This window comes from Frigoribacterium sp. CFBP9030, from assembly GCF_034045195.1.
GTDB lineage: Bacteria > Actinomycetota > Actinomycetes > Actinomycetales > Microbacteriaceae > Frigoribacterium.
The window spans coordinates 402,857-417,476 of sequence record NZ_JAXCWG010000001.1; the positions used below are offsets into that span (position 1 = coordinate 402,857).

At 72.4% G+C, this 14,620-nt stretch carries 13 protein-coding genes; 8 read left to right on the plus strand and 5 right to left on the minus strand.

Annotated elements, in window-relative coordinates:
* Window positions 1-171 precede the first annotated feature (171 nt).
* On the plus strand, window positions 172-1,047 hold the full coding sequence (locus SOM13_RS01855; protein ID WP_320478742.1) for an SMP-30/gluconolactonase/LRE family protein: 876 nt from the start codon (window positions 172-174) through the stop codon (window positions 1,045-1,047).
* A 129-nt stretch (window positions 1,048-1,176) separates the two neighbouring features.
* Here the strand turns inward: SOM13_RS01855 and SOM13_RS01860 are convergent, their stop codons facing one another.
* Both SOM13_RS01860 and SOM13_RS01865 read right to left on the minus strand, forming a co-directional pair.
* Window positions 1,177-2,355, minus strand: coding sequence for an FAD/NAD(P)-binding oxidoreductase (locus SOM13_RS01860; RefSeq protein ID WP_320478743.1), 1,179 nt, complete (start codon window positions 2,353-2,355; stop codon window positions 1,177-1,179).
* A gap of 86 nt (window positions 2,356-2,441) precedes the next feature.
* Window positions 2,442-2,981, minus strand: a complete 540-nt coding sequence (locus SOM13_RS01865) for a Dps family protein (RefSeq protein ID WP_192060065.1) — start codon at window positions 2,979-2,981, stop codon at window positions 2,442-2,444.
* A gap of 299 nt (window positions 2,982-3,280) precedes the next feature.
* On the opposite strand from SOM13_RS01865, the gene SOM13_RS01870 reads away from it, so the two are divergent.
* Window positions 3,281-3,622, plus strand: coding sequence for a hypothetical protein (locus tag SOM13_RS01870; RefSeq protein ID WP_192060067.1), 342 nt, complete (start codon window positions 3,281-3,283; stop codon window positions 3,620-3,622).
* A gap of 34 nt (window positions 3,623-3,656) precedes the next feature.
* Complete coding sequence (locus tag SOM13_RS01875) at window positions 3,657-4,400, plus strand: esterase/lipase family protein (protein WP_192060069.1); 744 nt, start codon at window positions 3,657-3,659, stop codon at window positions 4,398-4,400.
* On the opposite strand, the gene SOM13_RS01880 is transcribed toward SOM13_RS01875, so the two are convergent.
* Window positions 4,390-5,496, minus strand: a complete 1,107-nt coding sequence (locus SOM13_RS01880) for an FUSC family protein (RefSeq protein ID WP_320478744.1) — start codon at window positions 5,494-5,496, stop codon at window positions 4,390-4,392. The genes SOM13_RS01875 and SOM13_RS01880 overlap by 11 nt on opposite strands.
* 100 nt (window positions 5,497-5,596) lie before the next feature.
* Here SOM13_RS01880 and SOM13_RS01885 point away from each other — a divergent pair, with 100 nt between their 5' ends.
* From SOM13_RS01885 to SOM13_RS01895, 3 genes are all read left to right on the plus strand, one after another.
* Window positions 5,597-6,814, plus strand: coding sequence for an aminoglycoside phosphotransferase family protein (locus tag SOM13_RS01885; RefSeq protein ID WP_320478745.1), 1,218 nt, complete (start codon window positions 5,597-5,599; stop codon window positions 6,812-6,814).
* A 306-nt stretch (window positions 6,815-7,120) separates the two neighbouring features.
* Window positions 7,121-9,253: a DEAD/DEAH box helicase gene (locus SOM13_RS01890; protein ID WP_320478746.1), complete on the plus strand. Its 2,133-nt coding sequence runs from the start codon at window positions 7,121-7,123 to the stop codon at window positions 9,251-9,253.
* A 119-nt stretch (window positions 9,254-9,372) separates the two neighbouring features.
* Window positions 9,373-9,768, plus strand: coding sequence for a VOC family protein (locus SOM13_RS01895; protein WP_192060075.1), 396 nt, complete (start codon window positions 9,373-9,375; stop codon window positions 9,766-9,768).
* A gap of 121 nt (window positions 9,769-9,889) precedes the next feature.
* On the opposite strand, the gene SOM13_RS01900 is transcribed toward SOM13_RS01895, so the two are convergent.
* Window positions 9,890-10,162 carry a mycoredoxin gene (locus SOM13_RS01900; protein ID WP_055794805.1) on the minus strand — a complete coding sequence of 91 codons (273 nt, stop codon included), beginning with the start codon at window positions 10,160-10,162 and terminating at the stop codon, window positions 9,890-9,892.
* An 83-nt stretch (window positions 10,163-10,245) separates the two neighbouring features.
* Here SOM13_RS01900 and SOM13_RS01905 point away from each other — a divergent pair, with 83 nt between their 5' ends.
* Entirely contained in the window at window positions 10,246-12,003 is a 1,758-nt protein-coding gene (locus SOM13_RS01905) for a pyruvate dehydrogenase (RefSeq protein WP_320478747.1), read from the plus strand.
* Window positions 12,004-12,402: 399 nt separating this feature from the next.
* On the opposite strand, the gene SOM13_RS01910 is transcribed toward SOM13_RS01905, so the two are convergent.
* On the minus strand, window positions 12,403-13,758 hold the full coding sequence (locus SOM13_RS01910) for a maltokinase N-terminal cap-like domain-containing protein (RefSeq protein ID WP_320478748.1): 1,356 nt from the start codon (window positions 13,756-13,758) through the stop codon (window positions 12,403-12,405).
* Window positions 13,759-13,970: 212 nt separating this feature from the next.
* On the opposite strand from SOM13_RS01910, the gene SOM13_RS01915 reads away from it, so the two are divergent.
* Entirely contained in the window at window positions 13,971-14,609 is a 639-nt protein-coding gene (locus SOM13_RS01915) for a CYTH domain-containing protein (protein ID WP_320478749.1), read from the plus strand.
* Window positions 14,610-14,620: the final 11 nt, after the last annotated feature.

A 14,620-nucleotide genomic window follows, 5' to 3' on the forward strand; every position in this document is an offset into this window, starting at 1 on the left:
GTGGCGGCGGTGTCGTCGGGTCTGTCCAGGAGATCGGTCACGTCGTCTACGGTGGCCCGGCGCGCCTCCTCGTGCTCGACCTCGCAGCCATCTGTGAGCCGGGGGGGGATCGGGCGGCCCTGTGGGGGACAGAAGGCGCCGCGGTCGGCGGTCGCCTGATAGACCGGAGGGATGGCCCTCCCCACCGGAACGACGACCGAGCCCCGCCTCCTCCTCGACGCGAAGGCGGTGCTCGTCGAGAGCCCCGTCTGGGACGCCGACGCCGCGGAGTGGATCTGGTGCGACATCACGCCCGGCGTGCTGCACCGCACGAGCGCCGACGGGACGCATGACCGCACGACGCAGCTGCCCGCGCCCCTCGCGAGCTTCCAGCGTCGCCGGGGTGGCGGACTGATCATGGCGCTCGGCGACCGCATCGTCACGACCGACGACGAGGGCGGCGACCTGCACGAGATCGCGCACCTGCCGCACCGGCACGACGGCATCCGCTTCAACGAGGGGAAGTGCGACCCGTTCGGCGCCTTCGTCGTCGGCGCGATGGACGTCACCGACGAGGCCCCCGACGGCCTGATGTACCGGATCGGCCCCGACGAGGCCGTGACGCGCCTCCGCGGCGGCTTCACGACCTTCAACGGGCTCGAATGGAACGACGACGGCCGCACCATGTGGTTCACCGACACCGGCGTGAAGACCATCTTCCAGGCTCAGTGGGGCCCCGAGGGCGACCTGGCCGAGGTCGTGCCGTTCACGAGCGGCGGCATGCACGACGGTCTCGTGCGCGACGAGCGGGGCGAGTTCTGGGGTGCGATCTACGGCGAGGGCGTCGTCGTCCACCTCGACCAGGACGGCGATCTCATCGACCGCATCGAGTTCCCGGCGCCGCAGCTGACCGGCATCGCGATCGGCGGCCCGGACATGTCGACGCTCCTCGTCGGCTCGGCCCGCGAGAACATGAGCGACGACGAGCTGGCCCGTGCTCCGCTGAGCGGGGGCCTCTTCACCGTCGAGCTCGACCGCCGCGGTCGCGAGAGCTTCCTGTTCGGCTGAGCGGACGGCCCACCGGCCGAAGGGGACGAGCCGTCAGGCCGAGCGGACGGCCCGTCAGGAGGCGGACGGCCCGTCAGGAGACGGACGGCCCGTGTCGACCGGGCCGCCCGCCTGCCGGGTGCGCGACCGTCAGATGCGGCCGGCCAGCTCGACGTCGCCGGGCGTGCACTCGCGCACGACCTCGCGGGCGGCGTCCCGAGCGCCCTCGACGTTCCAGAGCAGCACGCCCTCGACGCCGTCCTCACCGAGGTAGTAGGCCACGGCGCGCCCCTCGCCCTTGTCGTCGAGCACCGTCTCGAGCGAGGCGTCGAGGGTGCCGACGGCCTCGTACGAGATGTCGAAGACCTTCGAGTAGTAGTACGGCGTGTGGTCGTAGACCTCGTCCGAACCGGCCATGATGCGGCCGACCGCGGCGCCCTGCGACTTCGCGTTGTCGACGTGCTCCACACGGCGCCGACCGAGGATGGCGTCGGGGTAGTCCGCGACGTCGCCGGCTGCGAACACGTTGGGGTCCGAGGTCCGGAGCCTCTCGTCGACCACGACGCCGTCGTCGGTGTCGAGACCGGCGTCGGCCGCGAGCGAGTCGTCGGGCGAGATGCCCAGTCCGACCACCACGGCGTCCGCGTCGAGGGTCGACCCGTCGTCGAGCACGAGGTGCACCCCGGCGTCGTCGGCCGTGCCGCTCTCGACGCGACGACCGCGGGCCAGCTCGACCCGCGCCTCCTCGAACGCCTTCTCGAAGGTCGCCGCGATCGGAGCCGGGAAGATCGACCCGCCGAGCACGTCGTCGGGGAACACGAGGGTGACCCGCGTGTCGTTCCGCGCGAGGGCGGCGGCGATCTCGGTGCCGATGTAGCTGCCGCCGACCACGGCGACGTGGCGTCCGTCGCCCGAGAGCTCGCGCAGCCTCCGGTAGTCGGCGGCGGTGCGGAAGTACACGACGCGGTCGTCGTCGGGCAGGTCGAGCGCGGTCGGACTGCCGCCGGTGGCCAGCAGCAGACGGCCGTAGCCGACCGTGTCGCCGTCGCTCGTCGTGACGGTGCGGGCCTCGCGGTCGATCGACTCGACCATGGTGCCCAGGCGCAGCTCGGCGCCCGACGCCTCGACGGTGCCGAGGTCGTTGTCGGCGGGGGTGTAGTCGGGGTCGATCCAGAGCTTCTTCGACAGCGCGGGTCGGGTGTAGGGGGCGTCGACGTCGGCGCTGACGATCAGGATCGTCGCCTCGGGGGTGGTCTCGTGGATGGCCTTCGCCGCGGCGTCTGCGGTCATGCCGCCGCCGACGATGACGTGGTCGTAGCTCGTGCTCATGGTGTCGATCCTCTGGACGAGAGACGGCACCGCCCGGGAGGCGCGGGTCGCGCGGTCCAGGACGGTGCCGTCAGGGGGTGGTCGGGTCAGTTGGCGATGGCGCCGACGCGGTCGAGACCCTCGGCCGCGGCCGACTCGTCACGATCGCGGGTCTTGGGCGAGCGGGCGTCCTTCTCGGGGTGACGGTTCTCGGCGCCGGTCATCCACGCGAGCTGCTCGAGGCGCTCGAGGATGCCGTGCAGCACGTCGGCCGTCGTCGGGTCCTCGTCGTCGACGTCGTCGTGCACGGTGCGCATCGTCTCGGTGACGGCGTACATGCGGTCGACGATGAGGTCGACGACGGCGGTGGTCTCGACGGGCCCGGCGGGGAACTCCTCGAGGCTGGTGTTCTTCGTGACGATGGCCGAGCGGCCGTCGGGGATGAGGTACACGGCGCGCATGCGCTCGGCGACCTCGTCGGAGAACTCGCGGGCTGCGTCGACGATCTCGTCGAGCTGCAGGTGGAGGTCGCGGAAGTTCGAGCCGAGGAGGTTCCAGTGGGCCTGCTTGCCCTGGAGGTGCAGCTCGATGAGGTCCACGAGGACCTTCTGCATGTTGTCGCGGAGTGTGTCGGATCCCTGGAACATGATGTCTCCCGTTCGTCGTGGGTTCGTTTCGGAGTCTGTGCACCGGCGGGTGCGTCGCACCGGTGGGTGCGTCGTGGACGATAGACCCCCGGGGCCGGGTCCTCTCAGATTGCGGGGGACGACCCCGGGGGTGATGTGCGGCGTGCTCCCAGTTCTGGGGGGAGGGGCGGCGAGGGAACCGGTTCCCTGCTGCGTGCGCGGGTGATAGTTTCTCGATAGCGGACGAGTCGATACCCGTCGGCATCGGACGACATCGATGGGCCCGCGGAGTCGGGTCGGTCAGGCCTTGAGGGGGGCGCATGGTTGCGAGGACCACGGTCACGGCCGCGGAGTCGACGGAGATCGTCCGACTGCGGCGCGAGATCGAGAGCGCCTGGGGCGCCTTCGACGACATCGAGCTGATGGAGTGGGACCACCGCGTGCTGGTCGTGCGGAGCATCGTCGGGTCGCTGCCCGACGCCGCGAGCGCTGCCGCCCGGGCCGGGCACGGCGACTTCGCGCTGCAGCTGCTGCACGACGCCGCGCTCTTCCCGCCGCCGTGGGCGAGCATCTGCAGCAAATGGGACGCCGCCCTGGCCATGTCGGTCGAGATCGTCGAAAGCCTCGCCTGCTCCGAGAGCGAACTGCTCGGCCAGCTCTGAGGCACGGACCCACCGCCGCGCCTAGCCTGAGGTCATGACGAACGCCCCCTCCCGCGAACGGCCGGGGCGACGCCGGGTCGGTCTCCGCCGGTTCGTCCGGTGCCTCGTGCTCGACTACGCCTTCGTCTGGCGGGTCCATCTCGACCCGCCGTCGAAGCGATCCGTCCCCCGGGCCTACCGCGAGGGCGATCGCGCCCCCGTGCTGCTGCTGCCGGGCGTCTACGAGACGTGGCGGTTCCTCCGGCCGATCGCCGATCGGCTGAACGCCCTGGGGCATCCGGTGGTGGTCGTGCCGGGGATGCGCCACAACCGGCGCCCGATCGCGACGACCGCCGAGGCGGCCCAGGCGGTGCTCGATGCGCACGACCTCCGCGACGTCATCGTGCTCGGACACAGCAAGGGCGGTCTCATCGGCAAGACCATGATGGTCTCGACCGACGTCGACCGGCGCATCGCCCGCATGGTGACGGTCAACAGCCCGTTCTCGGGCACGCGGTGGTCGACGGTGCTGCCGAACCCGGCGCTGCGGGCGTTCTCGCCGCGCGACGCGGCCCTCCTCCGCCTGGCCGACCAGGTCGACGCGAACGCGCGGATCACCTCGATGGCGTCGCGGTTCGACGCGCACGTCACCGAGGGCAGCGTGCTGCCCGGTGCGACCAATCTCGAGTTCCCGGTCGACGGGCACTTCCGTCCGCTCGGGAACGCGCGCTGCCAGGCGCTCCTCATCCGAGCTGTGCAGGGCGGGCCCGGAGGAGGCGCGGGGCCGGTCAGCCGATGATCTCCTCGCGCACACGGCGGAGGTCCTCGAGCAGCGACCCGACCAGCACCCAGTTGTCGGGGTCGGGGCGGAGCACCTGCACCGGCGAGGTCAGCGCCGGGGTGTCGTCGGGCGACGGCGACGGCGTCGACGAGGCGGGCCGGCCCGTGTCGGCCGGGCGCGCCTCCTCGGTGGTCCGGGCCAGGAGGCGGACGTCGTGCGCCGCACGACGGAGGTCTTCGGCGATGCTCTGCACCACGGGGTCGTCCGCCAGCCCCGGGTCGTAGTTGTCGTGCACCGAGCGGACCATGCCGACCACGCGGTTCACCAGCACGGTCAGGCGGTCGAGCAGCGCCCCGTCGGCCTCGAGCACCGAGCGGTTGCGGCTGGCCCGGGGGTTCAGCTGCAGACTCTCGACACCGGCCGTGACCGCCGAGGAGGCGCGGGCCTGGGCTGCGCGCAGCGCACGGGCATCGTCGAGTCCCGCCCGCAGCCGCGCCGCGTCGACCGGCTCGGAGAGCACGGCGGCGGTCTCGTCGAGCACCGACGCGATGTCGCGGGCGAGACGGCCCACCGCGAGATGCGCGGGCGCGAGCAGCACCGGCGGCACGATCAGGGCGTTCACCGCGAGGGCGATCGCCGCGCCGATGATCGTCTCGAGCACCCGGTCGAGCGCGTAGTCGGGGGTCTGCGCGCCGATGGCGAGCACGAGCATGGCCGAGATCGGCACCTGGTTCGCCGAGCTCGGCGTGAGCCGGAACGCCCACGCGACCAGCAGGCTGACGACGACGATCACGAGCACGATCCAGGTCGCGTCGCCGAAGACGAGACCGGCGGCGAAGGCGATCAGCACCCCCGCGATGACGCCTACGCTCCGTTCGAGACCGCGGACGAACGACTGGTTGACGCTCGGCAGCACCACGAGCAGCGCGGCGATGGCGGCGAAGATCGGCAGCGGCTGCTGCAGCAGGGCCACCGAGGCGAACCAGGCGGCGATGACCGCCGCCGAGGTCTTGACGACCTGCAGCAGGGGCGTCCGCTTCGACTGGCGGATGCGCGACGCCACTCCCATGCGCGGCAACCCCCTCGGCAGGGGTCTCACGCGACGGGACGGCACGGGCCCAGACTACCGATCGCCGTGAGCGGTCCATCACGATTCGGTCACCCCGCGGCCCTGCGCGCACGGTGCCCGTCGCGCGGGCTGGTTCACTGACGGGGTGTGGCCCAACTCGGCTGAGATCCTCCCTGCAGCGTTCGCGAACTCCGGTGTGACCGTCGTCTCGTTCCGACCGCACTCCGTCGAGCCCTCCGGCGCCGGGTTCCTCTACGGCTACGAGGTCGACACCGTCGACGCCCTCGGTGCGACGGCCACCGTGCTGACCTTCATCGACACCGACGCCCGCGCCGCCGACGGCTCGTCGGTGATCGCCACCGACCCCGGCACCGGGCGGCCCCTCGCCGTCTGGGCCTACCCGGCCGACCCGATGCTGCCCGCGCTCGCCGGCGTCACGTTCCCCGACCGCGTGGTCGAGTCGCTCGCCGCCCTCGGCATCGTCGTGACGTCGCCGACGCTGACGGTCGCGGCCTACCGACCGGGCAAGCGCGCCGTCATCCGGCTCGACTCCGCCGAGGCGACGCTGTTCCTCAAGGTGATCCGCCCCGATCGCGTGGCCCCGATCGTCGACCTGCACACGGCGTTCCGCAGCAGCGGCGTCCCGGTGCCGGCCGTGCTCGCCTCACGCGCCGACGGGCTGCTCGTGCTCGAGCGGGTGCCCGGCGAGCCGGCTGGGCGGCACGTGCTCGCCCTCGCCGACGACCCGCGCTTCGTCGACCAGCTCGTCGAGATCGGGCGCCTGACGGCCACCGTGCCGGTGGTGGCGCCCGCGCAGTCCGACGCGCTCGACCACGGCGGCTGGCACCGCGCCACGCTGCTCGGGCAGCTCCCGCGGCGGGCCGCCGAGATCGACGCGGTCTACGCCGAGATCGACCGGCGCCGCGCGAGCTGGGTCGGCGACCCGCTGACCGTCATCCACGGCGACCTCCATCTCGAGCAGCTCTTCGTCGACCCGGCCGAGCCGTGGCGCGTCACCGGCGTGCTCGACATCGACACGGCCGGGGTGGGTCACCCGGCCCGCGACGCGGCGGCCCTCGTCGCGCATCTCGTCGTCACCGGCCAGTGGCACCGCGGCAACGGCGACGACCCCGAGGCACGCGCCTGCGAGCGCCTGGCCGACGAGGTCGCCCGTGTCTGGAGCGACCGCGTGCCGCAGTGGGCCGAGCGCCTGGCGCCGGCCGTCGCCTCGCAGCTGCTCGCCCACGCCGGCGGACAGGCGACCCTCGGAACCGAGACCGGTCGCCGCAAGGCCGTGCAGCTGATCGCCGCCGCCGTCGGGGCTCTGCGGCTGCCGGTCGCCGAGTCGGACGCCGGCGACTGACCGTCGCGACACACGAGGAGGCGCGGGTGGCGTCGGTCGCCCGCGTGCGCGTAAACTGACCGCAGCATCACCGCCCGCGTCGTCGACCGACCCGGCCCGCCACGAGGCCCCGCCCTCGTCCGGTCCGCTCGTGCCCGTCGGTCCCGTCGGGGCGTGGTGACCCGTCTCTCTACGGACACCACAGCTGCATCCACGTCCAGCCCCACCGCGGGCACGGTCGCGCGCATCGGGCGCCGACCTGCTCGCACCGTCGTCGCCACGACGACACAGCACCGTCGACGCCCGCGTCGACCACGAGGAGGAGCCTTGGCTCGACCAGGCCAACGTCAATCGGGCGGAACACGCACCGCCACCCGTTCGAACCGTCGCCGCGAGGTCGACAACGACGGGCTGATCCCCGTCCTGGCCCGCGCCGTGCGCGAGGTCGAGGCCGCGGCCCAGCGGGGCCAGGTGAAGCCCTCGTCGCGCACCAAGTTCCAGGTCGTCGCGCTGCTCATGCGAGAGGAGCGCGCGCGTGTCAAGGTCGACAAGGCGATCAGCGACTCCGAGCGCGCCGAGCAAATGAAGCGCCTCGACGGCGTCGCGCAGATCCTCGCCAAGACCGCGGCCCGCGACACGTCGCTGATCGCGCTCCTCGCCGAGGAGGCCGTCGTCTCCGAGGCCGCGAAGGCGCTGAAGCGCGATCTGCAGATGTCGGCCGGTCTCGAGCTCGCCCCCGAAGAGCTGGTCATCGTCACCGAGAAGGCCCCGGCCCCCGTCGCCTCCGAGCGTCAGGTCGTGCCGCAGTCGGTCATCTCGCGTCAGCTGGCCAACCCGTTCCTGCCGCCCGACTTCTCGCTGGCCGAGGTCGCCCGCGAGGCGCACCCCGTGCGACTCGCCAACTGGGAGCTCTTCGGCCCCCTCTTCAAGTCGTTCGAGTACGGCGCCGGCGGCGGGCCCGCCTGCATGCCGCTGCCCGACCCCACCACCGTCGACGCTCCGGCCGGCGCCACGCTGATGCAGCACCAGGCGCAGCTCGTCGAGTCGGCCCGACAGGGTCACCGCACCTACCTGCTCGCCGACGAGCCGGGTCTCGGCAAGACCGCCCAGGCCCTCCTCGCCGCCCAGGCGGCGGACGCCTATCCGCTGCTGGTCGTCGTCCCCAACGTCGTGAAGACGAACTGGGCCCGTGAGGTCCAGCTCTGGACCCCGACGCGCAGCGCCACCGTCATCCACGGCGACGGCGAGAACCTCGACGCGTTCGCCGACGTCGTCATCGTCAACTACGAGGTGCTCGACCGCCACGTCGGCTGGCTCGGCGAGCTCGGCTTCAAGGGCATGATCGTCGACGAGGCCCACTTCATCAAGAACAAGGAGTCGCAGCGGTCCCGCCACGTGATGCAGCTGTCGCAGCGCATCCGTCAGCGCACGGCCCACCCGCTGCTGATGGCCCTCACCGGCACGCCGCTGATCAACGACATCGAGGACTTCCGCGCCATCTGGGAGTTCCTCGGCTGGATCGGCGAGAAGAAGCCGAACGCCGAGCTGCTCGAACGCCTCGAAGACGCCGGTCTCACCCCGGCCGACCCCGGCTTCTTCTCGTCGGCCCGCGAGATCGTCATCGACATGGGCATCGTCCGCCGCCGCAAGGTCGACGTCGCCGCCGACATCCCGGCCCGCCGCGTCGCCGACCTGCCCGTCGAGCTCGACGACGAGGTCGGCCGCTCGATCCGCGAGGCGGAGCGCGAGCTGGCCCGCCGCCTCGTCGAGCGGTACCGGTCCGCCCTGTCGACCCGCACCTCCGGCGTCCGCGTCGACGGCGTCGACCACGACCTCGTCCGCCAGGTCGCTCGATGGGAGCTCGAAGACAGCCGCTCGTCGTCGTCGGGCGAGAACGTCTTCAGCATGGTGCGCCGCATCGGGCAGGCGAAGGCCGGGCTCGCCGCCGACTACACCGCGCAGCTGGCACGGAACGTCGGCAAGGTCGTCTTCTTCGCCAAGCACATCGACGTCATGGACACCGCCGAGGCGACCTTCGCCAAGCGCGGGATCAAGTACGCGTCGATCCGCGGCGACCAGACGCCGGCGGTGCGCCAGCGCCAGATCGACGCCTTCGTGAACGACCCCGAGGTCGCCGTCGTGGTCTGCTCGCTGACCGCGGCCGGCGTCGGGCTCAACCTGCAGGTCGCCTCGAACGTCGTGCTCGCCGAGCTGTCGTGGACGGACGCCGAGCAGACGCAGGCCATCGACCGCGTGCACCGCATCGGCCAAGAGGAGCCGGTCACCGCGTGGCGCGTCATCGCCGCTCAGACGATCGACACCAAGATCGCCGAGCTGATCGACAGCAAGGCGGGGCTCGCCGCCCGGGCCCTCGACGGCGACGACAGCGAGCTCGCGGCGTCGACCGACGTGCAGCTCGACGCCCTGATCGCGATGCTGACCGAGGCCCTCGGCGGCTGACTCGCGGCGCGGCCGGCAGCGAGCCGGCCGCTGTCCCCTGCGCGCAGTGCGGGGGTCGTCTCCCAGAGAGCGCGGGTTCAGTGGATCCTGAACCCGCACTCGACCCCTAGGAGCACACCATGCCCGAGATCCAGGGCTACGCCCACGTCGCCATCACCGTGTCCGACCTCGACGCCAGCCTGCCGTTCTACGAGAAGCTGCTCGGCGCCGAGCCCGTCGGCCGCATCCAGCTCGACGGCCTCGACCGCCACCTGTTCCCGGTGGGCAACGGGCAGATCCTCGGGGTGACCGCCTACACGCACGGCTCGGCCGACGTCTCGAACCCGACCACCCCCGGGCTCGACCACATCGGTCTCGCCGTCGCCGACCGCGACGGCGTCGTCGCCTGGCAGGAGCAGGCCACGGCGGCCGGCATCGAGTCCGACCTGCAGGACGCCGACTTCGGTCACGCCCTCATGGTGAAGGACCCGGACGGCAACCAGATCGAGTTCTTCGCCCCGCGCGCGCAGAGCTGATCCGCAGGGCCCGCACCGCGCCTCCTCGGCTCCGGTCGGGTCCGCCCGCCGAACGACGGACGGCTGCCTCGCATCGATGCGAGGCAGCCGTCGGTTCGTCGGGATGGCGAAGGAGGCGCGGTTACAGTCCGAGCTTCGCCTGCACGTCGGCGAGCGACGGGTTCGTGGCCGTCGAGCCGTCGGGGTAGATGATCGTCGGCACGGTCTGGTTGCCGTCGTTGACGCTCTGGACGATCTCGGCGGTGCCGGGGACCTCCTCGATGTTCACCTCGGTGTAGGCGATGCCCTGCTTGCCGAGCTGCTGCTTGAGGCGGGCGCAGTAGCCGCACCACGAGGTGCTGAACATCGTGATCGATCCGGCGGCGGGGACGTAGGCGGTGGCGGTGTCACTCATGACCCGAGCCTAAGCCTGGTCGCCGGTGAGCGGCGGGGGAGTTGGCTGGGAGCCGCATCAGGCACACCACGAGGAGGAACCCCATGGCCGACACGGTCGCCGATCAGATCATCGCCCAGCTCGTCTCCGCCGGGGTCCGGCGCATCTACGGCATCGTCGGCGACAGCCTCAACCCGATCGTCGACGCCGTCCGGCGGACCGGGGGGTCGGCGAAGGGCGGCATCGACTGGGTGCACGTCCGCAACGAGGAGGCCGCCGCGTTCATGGCCTCCGGCGACGCGCAGATGAGCGGCGAGCTGGCCGTCTGCGCGGGGTCGTGCGGCCCCGGCAACCTGCACCTGATCAACGGTCTCTACGACGCCCATCGCAGCCGGGCGAAGGTCCTGGCGATCGCGAGTCACATCCCGAGCACGATGATCGGCTCGGGGTACTTCCAGGAGACCCACCCCGACCGGCTCTTCGTCGAGTGCTCGGGCTACAGCGAGATGATCTCGACGGCGCCGCAGTCGCCTGGCGTCGTCGCGTCGGCGATCCGCCACACCCTGGCGGGCGAGGGAGTCAGCGTGATCACGCTGCCCGGAGACATCGCCGAGCTGGACGCCGCCGGTCGCGTGCCCACCCCCGTGACCGTCGGGGCCGCCGAGCTCGTCCCCGCCGCCGCGGACGTCGAGGCTCTGGCGGATGCCATCAACCGGGCGAAGACGGTGGCGCTGTTCGTCGGCGAGGGCGGTCGGGGCTCGCACGACGAGATCATCGAGCTCGCCGACCTGATCGGCGCGCCGATCGGGCACAGTCTGCGCGGCAAGGACGTCATCCAGTACGACAACCCGTTCGACGTCGGCATGACCGGGCTGCTCGGCTACGGGGCGGCCCACGCGGGCATCCACGACGCCGACCTGCTCGTGCTGCTCGGCACGGACTTCCCGTACCCGCAGTTCCTGCCGGACGGCGACGAGGTGACGATCGCGCAGGTCGACGTCAAGGCCGAGGTGATCGGTCGTCGGGCCGACGTGCACGTGCCCGTCCACGGGGCGATCGCGCCGACCCTCCGTGCGCTGATGCCCCTCGTCCGCCGCAAGAGGAGCCGGAGGTTCCTCGAGAAGACCCTCAAGAAGCACGAGCGGCTGATGTCGGGTGTCGTCGGCGCCTACACGAAGGACGTCGAGGGGATGCGGCCGATCCACCCCGAGTACGCGGCCTCTCTGGTCGACGAGGTCGCCGCCGACGACGCGATCTTCACCGCGGACACCGGCATGGGCAACGTCTGGGCCGCCCGGTACATCACCCCGACGCCCGAGCGACGCATCTTCGGGTCGTACCTGCACGGGTCGATGGCGAACGCGCTGCCGCATGCGCTCGGAGCGCAGATGGCGTTCCCGGAGCGGCAGGTCGTGTCGATCTCGGGCGACGGCGGGCTGTCGATGCTGATGGGCGAGCTGGTCACGGCGCAGATGTACCGGCTGCCGGTGAAGATCGTCGTGTTCAACAACAGCACGCTGGGGCTCGTCAAGCTCGAGATGCTCGTCGACGGGCTGCCCGACTTCGGCGTCGACGTGCCGTACACCGACTACGCGGCCGTCGCGAGGGCGATCGGCATCCACGCGGTGCACGTCGACGACCCGCGCGATCTCCGCACGGCGTTGGAGGCGGCGTTCGAGCACGACGGACCCGCCCTCGTCGACATCGCCACCGACCCGAAGGCGCTGTCTCTGCCGCCGACGATCAGCGGCGCTCAGGTCAAGGGGTTCTCGCTCGCCCTGTCGAAGATCGTCATGAACGGCGGCGCGGGGGAGGCGGTCGCGATGGCCCGGTCGAACCTGCGGAACATCCCCCGGCCGTAGGCGCGCGCCGCGCGCCGCGGAGCGTCGAGATGACTCGAAACGACCCCTCCGGGGCGTCGAGGCGCCGTTTCGAGTCACCTCGTTTCGGGGGCGGTGGCCCGAGCGCATCGAGGTGGCTCGAACGGGCGCTCTGGCGAGCCCAGGCGCCGCGCCCCGCGTCCGCCCCCAACGATGTGACTCGATTCGGCCCTTTCGGGGCGCAGAGGCGCCTCTTCGCGTCACTTCGTTGCAGGGGCCGCGGCCCCCTGTGCATCGAGGTGACTCGAAGGGCCCCTTCGGGTGAGCCGAGGCGCCGCTTCGCGTCACTTCGTCGAGTGCGTCAGGAGGCGCGGTGCCGGTCCTCGAAGGCCGGCACCGCGCCTCCTCGGCTCGGCCCGGCAGGCCCGGCAGACGCGACCGTCAGCCGGCGGCGGGCGTGCTCCGCGCCGCCAGGCGGGCGACAGCGGTCAGCGGGATGCTGATCCAGTCGGGCCGGTTGCGGCTCTCGTAGATCGCCTCGTACACGGCCTTGTCGATCTCGAAGGCGTCGAGCAGTGCGCGGGCCGCGCGGATGTCGACACCCGACGATGCGATGTAGCCGTCGACGAAGGCCTTGCGGGCGTCGTGGGCCCAGTCGCGCGCGTCGACCGGCGTCGACTCGTGGGCGAGCGACCCGGCGACGTAGTCGAACGAGCGCAGCATCCCGGCGATGTCGCGGATCGGCAGGTCGGGACGCGAGCGCTCGGGCATGGGGCGCAGCGGCTCGCCCTCGAAGTCGATCAGCATCCAGCCGCGCTCGGGCGACAGCAGCGCCTGTCCGAGGTGCAGGTCGCCGTGGATGCGCTGCAGGTCGGGCCAGGCGAGATGACCGGCCGCGTCGTAGACGCGCGAGATGGCGGCTTCGTGCTCGGCGATCTCGGGCACCTCTCGGGCCGCCGTGGCGATGCGCCGGCGCATGCTGACGAGGGCGCCGTCGATCTCGTCGGGCCCCGCGGCGACGCTGCCGAGCTCGACGGCGAGGGTGGCATGCATCTCGGCGACGGCCACGCCGAGGTCGTGCGCCTCGGCGGTGAAGTCGGTCCCGGCCGCCGCGGCCGCGAGCGCGACGCGCCAGGCGTCGTCGAGCCCGGGCAGGAACTCCTGCGAGAACGCGAGGTGCCCGGTGGCGGTCCCGCCGTCTCGGCCCGGGTCGGTCCAGGTGGCGCGCAGCGAGCCGAACGACGACGGCACGTGGGTCGAGCCGCCGCGGGTCAGCGACGCCTGGGTGGTGACGTCGGGGTTGTCGCCGTGGTGCAGCACGCGGAAGACCTTGGCGATCACGTGCTCGACCGGTCCGCCCTCGACGTCGTAGATGATCGAGGTGTTCGACTGCTCGCCCGAGAGCACGCGCGAGCGCCGCACCGTGCCGGGGTCGACGATGCGGGTGCCCTCGACGGAGACGTCGGCGCCGTCGATGCGCGCCTCGTCCGTCATCGTGCGGAGCAGCTCGCGGGCGTAGGCGGGGTCGTGCGGCCCGTCGTAGAGGTAGCGGCCGTCGGCCGAGCCGATGAAGGCCGCGTCGCCGCCGGGAAGCGGTGCCTCGCGGCTCACCAGCGGCACCTGGTACAGCACGGGGGTGTCGCCGGCCTCGTCGATGATCAGCAGAGTCAGGGCGAGCGCGTCGCCGAGATCGGACTCGTACGACCCGATGACCCGCAACGCGGGCGTCCGCCCCTTCGTCGCGTACCAGCGCTGTCGCGCCATCCATCCGGCCAGACTCGGTGCCACGTCGCTCATGCGACGACCCTACGCCCGCCCGGCCGAGGAGGCGCGGCGCGAGCCCCCGAGGCGGCGTGGCCGAGGAGGCGCGGGGCGAGCCCCCGAGGCGGCGTGGCAGAGGAGGCGCGGCGAGCCCCCGAGGAGGCGCGCGCGGCTCGACGACGTCGTCCCGCCTCCCTCACGGGGCGGGCCGCTCGCCCCGCACCCGGCGACCGGCTACAACTGGAGGCATGAGCCGCACCGAGCAGACCGAGATCGAGCGCAAGTACGACGTCGACCAGACTGCCGTCGTCCCCGACCTGGGCGGGGTCTCCGGGGGAGGGCTCGTCGTCGGGCGCACCGAGCCGCGACCCGCCGTCGAGCTGGTGGCGACCTACTGGGACACCGACGACCACGCGCTCGTCGCCGCCCGGACGACCCTGAGGAGGCGAGAGGGCGGAGGCGACGAGGGCTGGCACCTCAAGCTGCCGCCGCAGGCCGGCACGACGGGCCGTCGTGAGGTGCACTGGCCGCTCGGATCCGCCGACGAGCCGGTGCCCGCTGACCTGCTGGCACTCGTCGCCGGCGTGCTCGACGGGCGCTCGGTGCGCCCCGTGCTCCGGCTGGCGACGAACCGCTCGGTGCTGATGCTGCTGGCAGACGACGACTCGGCCCTCGCCGAGGTCGCCGACGACGTGGTCACCGCGACGCGACTCGCGTCGGGCGCCGAGCGTCGCTGGCGCGAGTGGGAGGTCGAGCTCGCGCCGGGTGTCGACGGCGAGCCGGGCGAGGGTCTGCTCGACGCGGTCGAGCAGCGTGTCCTCGCCGCCGGGGCCGTCGTCTCGTCGTCGCGGTCGAAGCTGGCGAGGGGCCTCGGGGCCGAGGGCTGACCTGCCGACGG